The sequence below is a fragment of the Vibrio sp. S17_S38 genome (genome assembly GCF_014694375.1).
Lineage (GTDB): Bacteria > Pseudomonadota > Gammaproteobacteria > Enterobacterales > Vibrionaceae > Vibrio.
On sequence record NZ_JAAUWW010000002.1, the window covers coordinates 150,453 to 165,799 of the forward strand.

General features: G+C 40.7%; 14 protein-coding genes. 3 read left to right on the plus strand and 11 right to left on the minus strand.

Going from position 1 to position 15,347, the window contains the following annotated elements; genetic code table 11:
- Window positions 1-47 precede the first annotated feature (47 nt).
- From HC725_RS02300 to HC725_RS02325, 6 genes are all read right to left on the minus strand, one after another.
- Window positions 48-524 (minus strand): DUF2127 domain-containing protein, encoded by a 477-nt coding sequence (locus HC725_RS02300; RefSeq protein ID WP_190330149.1) that lies wholly within the window; start codon window positions 522-524, stop codon window positions 48-50.
- Window positions 525-763: 239 nt separating this feature from the next.
- Entirely contained in the window at window positions 764-1,693 is a 930-nt protein-coding gene (locus HC725_RS02305) for an isoaspartyl peptidase/L-asparaginase family protein (RefSeq protein WP_190330150.1), read from the minus strand.
- 8 nt (window positions 1,694-1,701) lie between these two features.
- Entirely contained in the window at window positions 1,702-2,436 is a 735-nt protein-coding gene (locus tag HC725_RS02310; RefSeq protein ID WP_190330151.1) for an amino acid ABC transporter ATP-binding protein, read from the minus strand.
- An 18-nt stretch (window positions 2,437-2,454) separates the two neighbouring features.
- The gene (locus tag HC725_RS02315) at window positions 2,455-3,540 is read right to left on the minus strand and encodes an amino acid ABC transporter permease (RefSeq protein ID WP_190330152.1); all 1,086 of its coding nucleotides are present in this window, start codon (window positions 3,538-3,540) and stop codon (window positions 2,455-2,457) included.
- Between the two features lie 2 nt (window positions 3,541-3,542).
- Window positions 3,543-4,691 (minus strand): amino acid ABC transporter permease, encoded by a 1,149-nt coding sequence (locus tag HC725_RS02320; RefSeq protein ID WP_238928404.1) that lies wholly within the window; start codon window positions 4,689-4,691, stop codon window positions 3,543-3,545.
- 64 nt (window positions 4,692-4,755) lie between these two features.
- Complete coding sequence (locus HC725_RS02325; RefSeq protein ID WP_190330154.1) at window positions 4,756-5,778, minus strand: amino acid ABC transporter substrate-binding protein; 1,023 nt, start codon at window positions 5,776-5,778, stop codon at window positions 4,756-4,758.
- Window positions 5,779-5,936: 158 nt separating this feature from the next.
- Here HC725_RS02325 and HC725_RS02330 point away from each other — a divergent pair, with 158 nt between their 5' ends.
- Complete coding sequence (locus tag HC725_RS02330; RefSeq protein ID WP_190330155.1) at window positions 5,937-6,845, plus strand: LysR family transcriptional regulator; 909 nt, start codon at window positions 5,937-5,939, stop codon at window positions 6,843-6,845.
- Between the two features lie 101 nt (window positions 6,846-6,946).
- On the opposite strand, the gene HC725_RS02335 is transcribed toward HC725_RS02330, so the two are convergent.
- The 5 genes from HC725_RS02335 to HC725_RS02355 form a co-directional block, all read right to left on the minus strand.
- A complete protein-coding gene (locus HC725_RS02335) occupies window positions 6,947-8,158 on the minus strand; it encodes an AraC family transcriptional regulator (protein ID WP_190330156.1) in 1,212 nt (403 codons plus the stop codon).
- Complete coding sequence (yjfF, locus tag HC725_RS02340; protein WP_190330157.1) at window positions 8,124-9,152, minus strand: galactofuranose ABC transporter, permease protein YjfF; 1,029 nt, start codon at window positions 9,150-9,152, stop codon at window positions 8,124-8,126. The genes HC725_RS02335 and yjfF overlap by 35 nt, the downstream gene beginning before the upstream one ends.
- Entirely contained in the window at window positions 9,145-10,203 is a 1,059-nt protein-coding gene (locus tag HC725_RS02345; RefSeq protein ID WP_190330158.1) for an ABC transporter permease, read from the minus strand. Before HC725_RS02345 ends, yjfF begins: the two co-directional genes overlap by 8 nt.
- Complete coding sequence (locus HC725_RS02350) at window positions 10,200-11,705, minus strand: sugar ABC transporter ATP-binding protein (protein WP_190330159.1); 1,506 nt, start codon at window positions 11,703-11,705, stop codon at window positions 10,200-10,202. The genes HC725_RS02345 and HC725_RS02350 overlap by 4 nt, the downstream gene beginning before the upstream one ends.
- 115 nt (window positions 11,706-11,820) lie before the next feature.
- The gene (locus tag HC725_RS02355; RefSeq protein WP_190330160.1) at window positions 11,821-12,756 is read right to left on the minus strand and encodes an ABC transporter substrate-binding protein; all 936 of its coding nucleotides are present in this window, start codon (window positions 12,754-12,756) and stop codon (window positions 11,821-11,823) included.
- 439 nt (window positions 12,757-13,195) lie between these two features.
- On the opposite strand from HC725_RS02355, the gene galE reads away from it, so the two are divergent.
- Both galE and HC725_RS02365 read left to right on the plus strand, forming a co-directional pair.
- Entirely contained in the window at window positions 13,196-14,221 is a 1,026-nt protein-coding gene (galE, locus tag HC725_RS02360; protein WP_190330161.1) for a UDP-glucose 4-epimerase GalE, read from the plus strand.
- 39 nt (window positions 14,222-14,260) lie between these two features.
- On the plus strand, window positions 14,261-15,325 hold the full coding sequence (locus HC725_RS02365; protein WP_190330162.1) for a UDP-glucose--hexose-1-phosphate uridylyltransferase: 1,065 nt from the start codon (window positions 14,261-14,263) through the stop codon (window positions 15,323-15,325).
- The last annotated feature ends 22 nt before the right edge of the window (window positions 15,326-15,347 follow it).

A 15,347-nucleotide genomic window follows, 5' to 3' on the forward strand; every position in this document is an offset into this window, starting at 1 on the left:
TAGAATGGCAGATTAACTAGCGGTCATCAGAGTAATTGCTGTCTCTATTATTTTAGCTTGATTGATGCTGAACTTTTCATTTTTGGCTGGAATAAAATATAGCCCATATAAGCCACAATAATAATATTGATGACAAATGCTCCAACCGTCAACACATCGATCTGTTTGATCATTTCATAAATTTCAAAGGGTAAATAAATAGTACCGCTTAGAAAAGCAAACCATTCTGTCCACGTCTTGGCCTTCCATAAACCATAGGCTTCGATAAATCGAATAGAGCTATAAGCTAAAACTAATACGGTTATCATGCCTATATTATCTGGTGTTAATGAACCCACCTTATCTATAAACATATGGGGATAATAATTAATCGGATTAAGGTGGCAGTATTTGACTAAACTCAATGCAACTTGGTGTGCGTCATGACTAAATAAAGTATGGATACCCAACGCGACGATAACGGCCAATACTCCTTTTGAAGCCTCAAGTGTTGCTACCATACGCAAGCCAACTTGTTGCGACATAATTTAATTCCTAACGGTTATATATCTTTTTATAACAGCGATTTCTGTCAAAGAGTAGAGGCTTACTATACCTGAGCTAGTTGGTAATTGGTTAGAGTTATTAGCACTTGTTTACCCTATTTATAGCTAGGAATAAAATTCATGGCTGTGATTTTTCACTCAAAATATTGTACAAATGACCAGCCTCAACCTAAGAAGAAACCGGTTGAGGCTGGTCGTCAGTGGTACTGTTTTTTTGTTTATTTATAAATTTTAGATTGAGCTGGCAGGGTGTTTGCGCCCCAGCCACGATACATCCCTTCAGTGTTAAAAGGTAAAGTGATATTACCTTCTTTATCAATAGCAATAAGACCTCCACTGCCTCCGGTAGAAGGTAAATCTTGAAATACAACATGTTCTGCAGCAGATGTTAAGTCTAAGTGTGCAAACTGCATACGGGCAGATACATTATATCCTACGACGTGACGTAGAAAGTGTTCACCATGTCCGGTGGCTGAAACGGCGCAAGTTAGATTATTGGCATAGGTACCAGAGCCAATAACGGGGGTGTCACCAATGCGCCCATATTGTTTATTGGTGATCCCTCCAGTTGAAGTTGCCGCGGCAAGATTACCATGCTTATCTTTCGCCACCGCGCCTACTGTTCCGTATTTATAATCATTCGTGGTTGGCTCTAAAATAACACTTTGAGCGGATAGAGCTGATTGTAATTGTTGATAGCGCATATCGGTCGAAAAATATTGGTTATCTACTTCTGGTAGCCCACAGTCTCGAACAAACTTCTCGGCACCTTCTCCTCCTAAATAAACATGAGGGGAGTGTTCCATTACTGCTCTTGCGACATTAATAGGATTTGGACTATACCGTATACCGGATACTGCTCCGGCTTCTAAGGTTTTACCACACATGATCGCAGCATCTAGTTCATGTTTACCATCATGATTAAATACGGCACCTTTTCCTGCATTAAACCATGGGCAATCTTCAAGTTTATTGACGGCGGCTTGAACGACATCTAATGCGCTTTGCCCTTCACTCAAATCTTTTAGGCTCTCTTCAATGATTCCTTTTAGAATATTTTCTATACTTTCTTCTTGTTCTGGAGAAAGCTTACCTTTTGACATCGCTCCGGCACCGCCGTGGATAGCGATTGAATATTCGTGAGACATAATTGACCTTAATGTTGAATGAGTTGATTTAAAAACATTTGAGTTCGTGGTGATTTAGGAGAAGAGAAGAAGTTTTCAGGATTATTTTCTTCAATGATTTGACCTTGATCCATAAAAATAACGCGATCTGCAACTTTACGAGCAAACCCCATTTCATGTGTAACACAAATCATGGTCATACCCTCTTGAGCGAGGTCGGTCATTACGTCCAGAACTTCTGAGATCATTTCAGGATCTAAGGCTGAGGTTGGCTCGTCAAATAGCATGACCTCTGGTTTCATACACAGAGCTCTAGCAATGGCAACGCGCTGTTGTTGACCACCAGAAAGTTGACTTGGGTATTTATTGGCTTGCTCTTTTATTTTAACTTTTTCAAGTAGGGTTAAAGCGACTTCAATCGCTTCATTTTCACTGACGTTAAGATTAGACGTTTGGGGTAAAACACAGTTTTCTAATACGGTTAAGTGGGGGAAAAGGTTAAATGATTGAAAGCACATACCAACTTGCTTTCTTAAATTTATCAATTCATTAGGTGTATCTTGTACGGTTGATCCAAAGACAACTAAGGAACCAGATTGATGCTTTTCGAGTTGATTGATGCAACGGATTAGCGTTGATTTTCCTGATCCAGAAGGGCCACATATTACAATACGTTGACCTTTTTTAATGGTTAGATTGATATCTCGGAGTGCGTGATAGTCGCCATACCATTTGTTGAGTTGATTAATATTAATAACATCCATTTTTCTATCTCCGTGAAATTACTTTAGTCGGCGTTCGAGGTGAGAAGCGTATTGTGATAAAGAGAAACAGCACACGAAAAAGAACAATGCTAAAAATGCATACATTTCATTTTCTAAGCCAACCCATTTGGCATTGGAGAGAGTACTTGATGCCACGCCTACAATATCGAGAACACCGACAATCATGACCAAGGTTGTTTCTTTTAAAATCCCAACAAATTGGTTAAGTAATGATGGAATTGAGTTTTTCAGTACCTGAGGCAAAATAATTTGTCCCATCATTTTCCAATAACCGAATCCCAAGGCTTTTGCAGCTTCAAATTGCCCTTGAGGAATGGACTGTAATCCTCCTCGGATCGTCTCAGCCATATAGGCAGCAGTAAAGAGTACTAAAACCGCCACGACTCTTAATAAAACATCAAATTCTTGCCCTGGTGGTAAGAATAATTGGATCATTAATGAAGCCATAAAAAGCAGTGTGATGACGGGAACTGAGCGGACTAACTCAATATAGGCGACACTTAACCCGTGGATAATCGGTTTTTTTGAACGACGCCCTAGCGCTAATAAAACGCCCAAAGGTAATGCGAAAACCATACCAAAAATAGCCAGAAATAAAGTTAGCATCATGCCGGCAAATTTAGTGGTAGAGATCGTTTCTAGACCAAAATTGCCGCCCTTTAACATCATCCACATAGCAAAAGGTAGAATGATTAAGTAAGTGAGCATAAAAGGTCGGCTTATGCGTTTAATGTACAACATTGGAATGACGAGAGCGGCCAAACCAAACGCGACATCGACACGCCATTGTTGGCTTTCTGGATACATACCATAAGTGAATAATTCAATACGGTTGACCACGGGCAGCCAGCAAGCACCATTAGAAACGCAATCGGCTTGGGTTTTTCCGACAAAAGTGGCATCGAAAATAAACCAATTCAACATTGTAGGTATTGCCCAAACGATAAAAAGGGCGCCAACAATTGTCAGTAAGGTATTAAAAGGTGTCGAGAATAAGTTTCTCTTACACCACGTTATCCAATCTTTTTTTATTTGGATGGCGGGTCTTGATTCAATCATGCTAATAGTACTGTCGTTATTCATGATTATTTCCCTATCGAAATACGTGAGTTATACCAATTCATTAATAGGCTCGTAATGAGGCTAAAAACACAATAAGTTCCCATAACGAGGAGGATGCATTCAATCGCTTGCCCTGTATTATTGAGAGTTGTGCCTCCGGTGGAAGAAACGAGTTCCATGAACCCAATCACCACCCCTAATGATGAGTTTTTAATGATATTGAGATAGACACTCGTAATTTGTGGAACCATTGGATATATGGCTTGTGGCACAATCAATTTCCACATTATGTTGTGATCGGTAAAGCCCAATGCTTTTCCCGCTTCTTGCTGACCAGAAGATATGGATTGGATACAACCTCTAACAATTTCGGCAATATAACTTGAGCTGTATACCGATAATGCAACGCACAAAGCAACGAGTTCTGGAATAACGATCATCCCTCCTTGGAAATTAAATCCGGTAAGTTTTGGACTGCTGATTGAGGCATTGTTGGTCAATAAAATGAACATGATCATCAGAAAGGGAAGCGAGAGTGTGATCAATGTGAACTTAGGCCATATGGTAGGGTTAAAGCCTTGCCATTGAGAACGGTGATAAACGTAATTTCGGTATACCAATGCTAATGTGAAGGAGACGACTAACGCTATCAGAACATATATGCCATAACCATTCATTGATATATGTGGTATAGCGAGGCCTCGATTAGACAGATAGATATCATCAGCGAGAGAAATACTATTTCTAACTGGCGGTAAACTTAAAAAAAGTGCATACCACCAAACTAATTGAATCACCAATGGTACATTTCGAATTAATTCTACATAGGCACGACAAAGTTTACTCACGACCCAATTTTTCGATACCCGCCCAACTCCGACTATAAAGCCGAGTAAAGTCGCAAAAATAATACTCATAAATGAGACGAGTAAAGTGTTAGCAACGCCAACCCAATAAGCGCGTAAGTAAGTATCGTTTGGATTGTAGTCAATTAAACTAAAGGTAATATCGTAACCGGCACGATCATTTAGAAAATCAAATCCGGTTGTGATCCCCAAACTATCGATATTCTCAGACATATTGGTTCCGAGATATAGAAATAAAACTGAGACGATGATTAACAATGTAGCTTGTTGCCCCCAATCAATAAGGGTGCCTTTGGTAACTTTCATAATCATTTCCACTTATCCATGTGAAGTTAGCTTGCCAAGAATGACAAGCTGTATTAATTGACAATTAACGGAAAGGAGGTGAGTACATTAGGCCGCCATCTGTGTATAACGCATTCGCACCACGTTCAAATTTAAGTGGTGAATTGGCTCCCACATGACGTGAAAAAATTTCGCCATAATTACCAGTAGCTTGAATGGCTTTTAAAGCCCAATCTCTTGTTAGCCCTAATCCTGCCCCCAAATCGCCTTCAGTCCCAAGCAGACGTTTGACGGAAACATTTTTAGTTTGGCTAGCTAACTCTTTGGCATTAGCTTGGGTAACGTTTAATTCTTCTGCATCAATTAATGCGTACCCAACCATAGTGACGATATCTCTCCAATGATTATCCCCTTGTTTAACATAAGCTCCTAGCGGCTCTTTGGAGATAACTTCGGGCAAAATGATATGATCATCAGGTGATTTAAATAATGTGCGGCGAGCCGCTAAACCTGTAATGTCATTAGTTAAGGCATCACAGCGACCTTTTTGATATGCGGAGTATAATTCTTCAGTTTTTTCAAATACAACGGAACGATAGGTTAACCCTCTAGCGCTAAAATAATCAGATAGGTTGTGTTCTGATGTTGTTCCTGGGGAAAGGCAAAAAGTGGCACCGTTAAGATCACTAATGGATTTTATACCTAATGATTTTCGAGTCATAAAACCTTGACCATCGTAAAACCAAATTGTTGTAAAATCGGCACCTAGTTTAGCATCACGAGCTACAGTCCAAGTTGTCGATCTCGATAAAATATCGATTTCACCTGAAGCTAAAGAAGTAAAACGATTTTTTGAGGTTGTAGTAATATATTCAACTTTATCCGGTGATCCTAAAACGGCAGCAGCGACGGCTCGACAAAGATCAACATCCATACCTGACCATTTACCTTGATCATTGATATAAGAGAATCCCATTTTGTCACTTGAAACGCCGCATTTTAGAGAGCCACGTTTCATTACATCATCTTTAGTTTCTGCATAACTATGTGTTGAAAGAGTGCAAGCCAGAAAACCAGATAGCATTAATCCTATTGCTTTTAATTTCATATCAAATCCCTATATATGGTGTTTTTTGTACTATTATTGAATGAATATCAATACATAATGGATATAACTTAGGCGTTAATACCCATTAAAGGAAAGTTTTTATGTCTTGTATTTTGCATGTACTATGCAAAAATTCGATAATGTAAAAAAGGAAAACTATGAACATTCGTTGGTTAAAGGATTTTATTACGCTTGCTGACTGCCAAAAATTCTCATTAGCGGCCAAGTTAAATGCTTCTTCACAAGCAGCATTCAGCCGTCGAATTCAACAATTAGAACAGCATCTAAAAGTAGAACTGTTTGATCGCTCTCGAACTCCAGTGAAGTTGACTGTTGAAGGCAAACGGCTGTATCCCATTGCGTCAGAAATGATCCAGATGTCAGAAAGATGTGAAGAAATGGTCGCGACAAAAAATAATCCAATCGTGATTGCTTCTTTACATACACTTGCCTGTAATTTTTTCCCCGAATGGTACACCGACATATTAAAGAAAATCGACATGCCCTTAGTGACGAGCATTGATTCAGGTGTCCGTTCAGTTTCAGGTTATCAAGCCGCATTGCAATCTCAACGAGCTGATTGTTTACTCTTCTATCAAAACGAATTTGTTGTGAATTATTTCGAACCGAGTGAGTTTGAAATTTTAAAGCTTGCAGATGATGCATTAATTTGGGTGTGTGGAAGTTGTTTTCCACTTGATAAACTTGAAGAGGAAGAGATTCCACATTTAACTTATGCACCATCTTCCCAGTTATTGGAGCTTTCCGCTCCTTTGTTGGCCTCAACACCGCATGCAAATAAGTTATCTACGTTGTTTCAATCTACTATTTCAGAATCCTTGCTACCAATGGCGATTCATGGAAATGGTATTGCTTGCATCCCTAAAACGGTTGCTTTACCTCACATCAGTAGCGGGAGCTTAATTCATATATGGCCAGAGTATCAAGTGCCTCTAGAAGTCACCTTGATAAGGTTACTTGGGGCGAAAAATCCACACCCCAGTTTGGATGCTTTATTTGAGGCCGCTAAGCTATCTAGGCATCAACTGAACATGACACGACAATAAAGCTCTGATGGAGAATACTTATTTTAAAGGCTTTACCAGCTTGGGTATTATAATTTCTCTAATTTAGTATTACACCAAGTCATCTGTGAAGTCGTAGCGATTTATTTGGCAATAATTTCACTTTTTGGTATCTGCAATCGATACTGATTTGGAGTGACCCCCAGCTCACGTTGGAATAAAGAATACAAATACTGATGAGATGGATAACCGGTTTTCTGGGCAATATCGGGGATGCTGAGTTGGGTATGAATGAGTAAGTGTTTCACTTTTTCAAACTTAACGTGGTGAATTTCTTTATGGATGGTATGGCCGACTTGATCGCGAAATAGTTCTTCTAAAAAGGTACGACTGCAACCTGCAAATTCAACCACTTGAGCGGACTTGATGCCAAGGTGCGCATGGTTTCGAATGTAATGAACCGCGCGTAATAAATAGCTGTCTTGTAACCCTCGGTGCTTAGTGCTTTCTCGCGCGGTAATGGTTTCGGGTTCTACGAATGTTTTCTTTGGAACTGGTTGTTGTTTAAGTTGTTGATTTAATAAATTGGCGCAGGTATAGCCTAATTCTTCATATCCTGGTTCTACCACCGAAAGCGAGGTGTGTTGAAAAAACTCCGACAAACTGGCATCCCCAATACTGATTATTGCCACTTCATCTGGCACCATTATATGATTTTCTTCACATAACCCAATCAGTGTTCTGGCACGCGCATCGCTGGAAACAATAATACCAACGGGTTTTTTTAGCCCTTCAACCCAGTTTTTGAGTTGTTCTATTTCGCTGCTCCATGATGAAAAAGAGGCTTTTTCGCCAATATAAATTTGAGTCGCTTGTCGGTGTCGCTTTTGCAGATATTGATAGTGATGAGAGCGACATTGGTGCCATGCTTTATCATCACTTTTTAACCCATAATAGGCGATGTTATCTAGGCCATTTTTACGCAAATGATCGTAGCAAAGTTGTATTAGTCTTTGATTATCTATGGTGACAAATGGATGCTGGATCTGATCGGCTTGAACATGATCTAAGCCATTCAATAAACCGACGACGGGTAAGTCTACTTTTTCGAGCCGACGCAGATGTTTAGGATTCGAAAAGTTAGCAATGATGCCATCAAAATGCAGCGATAGAATATCTTTGCGCTCCATGGATAATTCGTGGTTAAGCACAACATTCCAAGGTAGTTGATGTTCTTCAATAAATGCACTGATCCCACGCATTATTTTACAGTGCGAAGAAAGCGCGGCATCAAGCAATACCGCGATTTTTAACGGTCGATTAAGAAGTTGAGATAGATTGATTGTCCGACTCATTCTTACCAAATCCTAGTTTACGTTTAATGCTGATATAGGCATGTAATAAATATCCTGATGAAATTAAGCGATGGAGTAAAATGAAGACGAAGATCAGTAGACCAATGAAAATTCGCGTCCAATAACTGTCTAATGTGCCATCGAAACTAATAATGGTTTGGATCACTCCTTGGATTAGAACCCCAAATAATGTCCCAAATACAAAGCCCACACCACCAGAAAGTAGTGTCCCGCCGATCACAACAGAAGCGATGGCATCTAACTCCAAACCAATCGTAGATAACGGCTGACCTGAGAAGGTGTAAAAGGTATAGACAATCCCTGCTAGTGCCGCAAGAAAACTGCTTTGTGCGTAGATAAAAATAATTGTTCTATCAATCGGGACACCTAATAAGCGAGCAGATTGTTCATTGCCACCAATAGCATAGATGTTGCGACCTAGACGGGTGTAATGGGCAATATAAATGGCAATGGCAAGTACGATAAAGACTAATAAAGCACTCACAGTAATCGAGCCATGATCGGGGAGGGGAATATAAAAATCGGCAATCGAGTCATAAAATGGATGCTCGATAGGTATCGATTCTATGCTGAATACCATGGCTAAACCGCGTAGGAAAAACATTCCCGCCAATGTGATGATAAAGGGCGGTAGTTGGTAGCGTGCAATCAAATACCCCATAAACGCGCCAAATAATGTGGCTAAGGTTAAGACAATCGAAAAAGCAGCAAGGGGATGGAGGTGAAAATCACGTATTAACATCGCAATCGAAACGCCCACAATCGCGATGGTAGAACCTACCGACAAATCAATGCCTTTGGAAATAATAACAAATGTCATGCCAATCGCAGTTAAGGCTAAAAAAGCATTATCGGTGAATAAGTTGGTGAATACCCGCATGGAGAAAAAATTATCAAATTGCACCGAGCCAAAGCCAAATAAAGCGATAAAGACAATAATGGTGGCAAAAAGGGTAATGTAGCGATTACTCATGGTGATCTCCTTGGCGTGGTGTCAGTTGTGCCTGTTTCTTTTTAAACGCCAATTGCTTTCTAAAAGCAGGAGACATAATCAGCATGACAAGAACGACCACGATAGCTTTGACGATTTGAGTAAATTGAACTGGTAGCCCGCTGCTTAAAATAGTGGTGGTGAGCGTTTGTAGGATCAACACGCCAATTAAGGTTGGGATAATATAAAAACGTCCACCAGCCATGGCTGTGCCACCAATAACGACGGCTAGAATCGCATCCAGTTCTGACCATAACCCAGCATTATTACTGTCGGCGCCATGAATATTCGAGGCAATGATCATTCCTGCGACACCAGCGCAAATTCCACTGAACACATACGCAATGATCCGCAAAGTGCGATCTTGAATGCCGACGTAATAACTCGCCGTTGCGTTAGAGCCGATGGATTCAATAAACAAACCTAGTGCCGTTTTGCGCAAAATAAACCCTGCGAACACATAAAAAACCGCCACTATTAAAATCGAAAATGGCAAACCGAGTACAAACCCACCGCCAATGAAATCGAAGGCTTTATGATGAAATACCAGAATTTGTCCATCAGTAATTAACTGCGCCACACCTCGACCGGAGACCATTAAAATTAATGTTGCGATAAAAGGTTGAATGCCCAACACCGACACCAAAAAGCCGTTCCATAATCCAGCGAATGCTGAAATGACGAGCGTTCCTATCACAATGAGGAAAATAGAATCGGTGATGCCTTGGGTGATCATATAGGCGCTGGTGGCTCCGGCAATTGCAATGATCGCCCCAACGGATAAATCAATGCCGCCAGTTGCGATCACAACCATCATACCTAGTGCCAATAATGCGGCGGGTGCTCCTCGGTTTAAAATATCAATCAAGCTGCCATAAAAGTGATCATCAATGATTTGAATAGAGAAAAAATCAGGATCGGTAATTAAACTGTAGCTGAGTAAAAGCAGTAATGAGAGTAAAGGCCAAAACAGCTTGGAAGATAAAACCGTGGCGCTACTTGATTTCACCTGTTGAATAAGGGCGGTGTTCATACGGAGACTCCTGCAATACTGTTCATGATGCTATCGACACTGATTTGATCGCCACGCAATTCATTCACCACTTGTCTGTCTTTTAGCACCAACACGCGGTCACTGAGCTCGGCAATTTCTTCTAACTCAGACGCGATCAATAATAAGGCTAATCCCTCTTGGCATAAGCCGTGAATAATACGTTCAATTTCTTTACGCGCCCCTACATCTACGCCGCGAGTCGGTTCATCTAAAATTAAGCAATCGGGTTTAGAGGCGAGCCAACGAGCCAGCACTACTTTTTGTTGATTACCGCCACTTAGATCTTTAACAGGGCGATTGAGATCAGATATCACAATATTGAGTGATTTGATAAATTGAATCGCGATGCTTTGTTGTTCTTTAGCGGGAATAGTTCGCAGCCAACCATTTTTGGCTTGAAGGGCAAGCATGATGTTTTCTTTGACTGATAAGTCCCCGATTAAACTTTCTTTTTTACGATCTTCAGGACACAACGCAATGCCGTGAGCAATCGCGTCACGAGGTGTTTTTATTTGGCAGTTTTTTCCATGTACTTGAATAATGCCAGAATCTTTTTTATCGACACCAAATAAAACTCGCGCAATTTCGGTACGACCAGAACCAAGTAAACCTCCTAAACCTACAATTTCGCCATGATTAATATTGAGATCAAACTTATTAATGCTATTGGATTTACTGACATGGTATGCCTGCATGAAATTCTCAATATTTTCATGATCTTGCCCATTGTGACGAACTCGGGTTGATTGGCTTAATGCTTTACCCAGCATGTGATTAATGAGCTCAACTTGAGGAAGCCGAGCCGTTTCAAAGGTGCCAACCATTGCGCCATTACGCAGTACACTGATTCGGTCGGTGATCTCGTAGACTTGCTCAAGAAAATGCGTAACAAAGATAATACCGATGCCTTGTTGGGCTAAATGTCTCATCACACGAAAGAGTTGTTTTACTTCACTTGGATCTAAGCTGGCGGTGGGTTCGTCTAAAATAAGCACCTTGGCTGACATGGAAACACCACGCGCAATGGCGACCATTTGTTGAATCGCAACCGAATATTCGGAGAGGTTTTTTTTGACATCAATCGTAATGCCCATTTGTTGTAAATCGTGTTTAGCAAGCGTGTTCATCTTTACCCAATCAATGCGACCCCATTTTTTAGGCTGCTGACATAGATAAATATTTTCAGCGACACTGATGTTTGGAATTAAATTTACTTCTTGATGGACGGTGCTAATGCCTGAGGCTTGTACTGCATCCGGTGATAAACCAGTAATGGATTGATTATTTAGATAAATACTGCCTTGTTCTGGCTGATATACACCCGTAATACATTTTATTAAGGTGGATTTTCCTGCGCCATTGCCCCCGAGTAAGGCATGAATTTCACCACGACGTAATTCAAAATCCACGTTCGATAACGATTTTACGCCGGGAAAAACTTTGGTGATCCCTTCGGTCCGAATTAATGGTGTGTCATTCATGGTTTGCTTCCTTGTATACCACTTGGCGTCTCACAGTTACTTCAATAATTTTGGATATGGAGTAGGCAGATACTTCAGATAAAAATCAGAAATAAATGCCTACAATGTTACTTAATTAGTACTGTCTTGCATCAATGAGTGACGCCGCTTCATCTTGAGTGATAATGCGATCTCTTACGGTATTGACCTTAGCCACTTTTTTACCATCGATAGCTTGTTCTAATGTATCAAACGCCAATGGACCAAGAAGTGGATTACATTCAACCGTGGCATTAAGCTCGCCATTTACCATTGCAGTGATGCCATCTTTTACACCATCTACCGAGATGATTTTAATGTCTTTACCTGGTTTTAAGCCTGCTTCTTTAATGGCTTGAATAGCACCAATTGCCATGTCGTCATTATGTGAGAAAAGAAGATCGATATTTTTATCTGATTTCAAAAAGGCTTCCATGACTTCTTTCCCTTTGGCACGAGTAAAGTCACCGGTTTGAGATTGCGTGATCTTAATGCCTGGGAAATATTGGATCATATCTTTAAAGCCTTTTTGGCGATCCAGTGCGGCGGCAGCGCCCGGAGTACCTTGTAGCTCAACGACATTGCCATAGCCTTCAAGATCTTGCACAACCCACGCACCTGCCATACGACCTTCAAATAACAGATCAGAACCAACAAAAGAAGTGTAGAGACTGTCATCGGAAACGGTGATGGTTCTATCCACTAACACGACAGGGATTCCTGCTTTTTTCGCTTCTTTTAGTACACGTTCCCAACCAGTTTGCACCACTGGCGCTAAAATGATGCCATCAACACCTTGAGCAATAAAAGATCGGATGGCTTTGATTTGGTTTTCTTGTTTTTGTTGAGCATCAGAAAATTGCAGCTTAATGCCACGTTTTTCGGCTTCGTCTTTAATCGATTTTGTTTCGGCCGTTCTCCAAGAACTTTCAGCACCAATTTGTGAAAATCCGATGGTTAGATCTTTAGCAAATGCGACAAAAGAGCTAAAAGAGAGGGCGATTGCACAAAGCCATAAGCTAAGTTTTTTCATGTTGTACACTCCGTTAATAATAAATTTCGTCCGTTTTGTTGCTCTATAGGTTTAGGTTAGGGTGATACTTTTTATTAGTCAGATTTTTTACACTGCGGTGTGAAATTTATTACAGTGATGATGAGTAATATTGTTAATTTCCATTAAGTGATTGATTTATTATTGTTTTTATTTTTTGGCCTATTTGAAATAAAGATGTCAGAAATGTGACATGAAGAGATGCTTCTATTGTATTGGAAAGAATTGTGAAATCGTTGTAAACGTTTACACTATTTGCGATGGATCACAGAAATAGAGTAGGCATTTTTGTTACTCTACTCCGCATAATAGGGAAGCGGCTTATTGGTAAAGTGTGTAATCGTTAATAGTGTGTTTCGGTTTAGATTACCCAAATTCAGATTAGCTAATATTTGTCAGTGAACTAACGTCAGGAGAATATATGAAAGTTCTAGTTACGGGTGGCTTAGGTTATATCGGCAGCCACACTTGTGTGCAGTTAATAAAAGCGGGGCACGAACCGATTGCATTGGATAACTTGACCAATAGTAAGTTAGAGGTGCTGAATCGTATTGAAGCTTTAACCGGCACTCAGCCGTCTTTTTATCAAGGCGATGTTCGCGATGAAGCCTTCCTTGACCAAATTTTTGCGGATCACTCTAATAAACCGATTGATGCTGTGATCCATTTTGCGGGTTTAAAGTCTGTTGGTGAGTCAGTATCTAAGCCTCTGGAATATTACGATAATAACGTAAATGGATCGCTCGTGTTGGCTCGTAGCATGCGAAAAGCTGGCGTGAAAAATATCGTTTTTAGTTCGTCTGCTACTGTGTATGGCGATCCCGCGCAAGTGCCGATTACAGAATCTTCTCCAACCGGTGCCACAACTAATCCATACGGACGTAGCAAATATATTATTGAAGAATGTTTCAGTGATTTGTTTGATGCTGAAAATGATTGGAGCATCACTTTATTGCGCTATTTCAATCCAGTTGGGGCGCATCCATCGGGCACTATGGGCGAAGATCCTCAAGGAACGCCTAATAACTTAATGCCATTTATCGCTCAAGTGGCGGTGGGGCGTCGTGAAAAACTGTCCATATTTGGTGATGATTACGCCACGCCAGATGGCACCGGAGTACGTGATTATATTCATGTTATGGATCTGGCTGATGGGCATTTAGCCGCAATTAATACGCTAACGAATAAAGCTGGGCTGCATATTTATAATTTAGGCACAGGCAAAGGCAGCAGTGTATTGGATATGGTGAATGCATTTTCCGCTGCTTGTGGCCATAAGGTTGCTTACGAAATTCACCCTCGTCGACCGGGTGATATTGCTCAATGTTGGGCAAGCACAGAAAAAGCAGAGAAAGACTTAGGCTGGAAAGCAACGCGTGATGTGACTGAAATGAGTATTGATACATGGCGTTGGCAGTCACAAAATCCAAAAGGTTACGACCAATAACCTTCGTTTTTATTCAGACTGATAGCAGAGATAAACACAATGACGACAGAATTTAACCCGGTTGATCATCCTCATCGCCGTTATAACCCACTCACGGGGCAGTGGATTTTAGTCTCTCCTCATCGCGCTAAGCGTCCGTGGAGTGGACAAGATGAAAAACCAGTAATTGCAAGCATTAAGCCGTATCAAGAGGACTGTTTTTTATGTCCAACCAATACGCGAATTTCAGGTGATGTAAACCCTGATTATAAAGGCACCTTCGTATTTCAAAATGATTTCGCAGCATTAATGCCAGACACGCCTGATGCGCCACAATCGACTAATTCTTTATTCAAAATTCAAGGTGTGCGTGGGCTTAGTCGGGTGATTTGCTTTTCTCCCGATCATAGCAAAACCTTACCGGAACTCCCGCTTGATCAGATCCGTCATGTAGTCGATACATGGAATGATCAAATTGAAGAACTTGGCAAAGAATATGTCTGGGTGCAAGCGTTTGAAAATAAAGGGGAGGCGATGGGCTGTTCGCAACCGCATCCGCATGGACAAATTTGGGCCAATAGCTTTCTACCCAATGAAATAGAGCGTAAAGACCAACATTTACATGAATATTTTCAACAGCATGGGACTAACTTGCTGGTGGATTATGTGCAAAGTGAGCAACAAGATGGCGCTAGAACCGTAGTGGAAACTGAGCATTGGATTGCCGTTGTGCCTTATTGGGCAGCGTGGCCATTTGAAACCATGTTACTGCCAAAAACACACATTAAGCGTATGAGTGAATTAACGGATGCACAGCGTGATGATCTTGCTCTGGCAATCAAAGAATTAACCTGTCGCTATGACAATCTATTCCAATGTTCATTCCCGTATTCAATGGGCTGGCATTATGCACCATTTTTTGAAAACGATGATCAGTTTGAAGAAAAAGAAACCGATCATTGGCAACTACATGCCCTGTTTTATCCACCATTACTTCGTTCTGCCACAGTTAAAAAATTCATGGTGGGTTACGAAATGTTAGCAGAAAGCCAACGAGATCTTACTGCCGAGCAAGCCGCTGAGCGACTACGTGCTTTGAGCAGTCAACATTATAAACAATGCTAACAACCAAATTATTAAAATCTAG

Coding starts and splice junctions, on each gene's coding strand:
- HC725_RS02355 (WP_190330160.1), bottom strand. CDS start 12,756: ATGAAAAAACTTAGCTTATGGCTTTGTGCAATCGCCCTCTCTTTTAGC.
- yjfF (WP_190330157.1), bottom strand. CDS start 9,152: ATGAGTAATCGCTACATTACCCTTTTTGCCACCATTATTGTCTTTATC.
- HC725_RS02330 (WP_190330155.1), top strand. CDS start 5,937: ATGAACATTCGTTGGTTAAAGGATTTTATTACGCTTGCTGACTGCCAA.
- HC725_RS02320 (WP_238928404.1), bottom strand. CDS start 4,691: ATGAAAGTTACCAAAGGCACCCTTATTGATTGGGGGCAACAAGCTACA.
- HC725_RS02345 (WP_190330158.1), bottom strand. CDS start 10,203: ATGAACACCGCCCTTATTCAACAGGTGAAATCAAGTAGCGCCACGGTT.
- HC725_RS02335 (WP_190330156.1), bottom strand. CDS start 8,158: ATGAGTCGGACAATCAATCTATCTCAACTTCTTAATCGACCGTTAAAA.
- HC725_RS02300 (WP_190330149.1), bottom strand. CDS start 524: ATGTCGCAACAAGTTGGCTTGCGTATGGTAGCAACACTTGAGGCTTCA.
- HC725_RS02350 (WP_190330159.1), bottom strand. CDS start 11,705: ATGAATGACACACCATTAATTCGGACCGAAGGGATCACCAAAGTTTTT.
- galE (WP_190330161.1), top strand. CDS start 13,196: ATGAAAGTTCTAGTTACGGGTGGCTTAGGTTATATCGGCAGCCACACT.
- HC725_RS02365 (WP_190330162.1), top strand. CDS start 14,261: ATGACGACAGAATTTAACCCGGTTGATCATCCTCATCGCCGTTATAAC.
- HC725_RS02310 (WP_190330151.1), bottom strand. CDS start 2,436: ATGGATGTTATTAATATTAATCAACTCAACAAATGGTATGGCGACTAT.
- HC725_RS02325 (WP_190330154.1), bottom strand. CDS start 5,778: ATGAAATTAAAAGCAATAGGATTAATGCTATCTGGTTTTCTGGCTTGC.
- HC725_RS02315 (WP_190330152.1), bottom strand. CDS start 3,540: ATGAATAACGACAGTACTATTAGCATGATTGAATCAAGACCCGCCATC.
- HC725_RS02305 (WP_190330150.1), bottom strand. CDS start 1,693: ATGTCTCACGAATATTCAATCGCTATCCACGGCGGTGCCGGAGCGATG.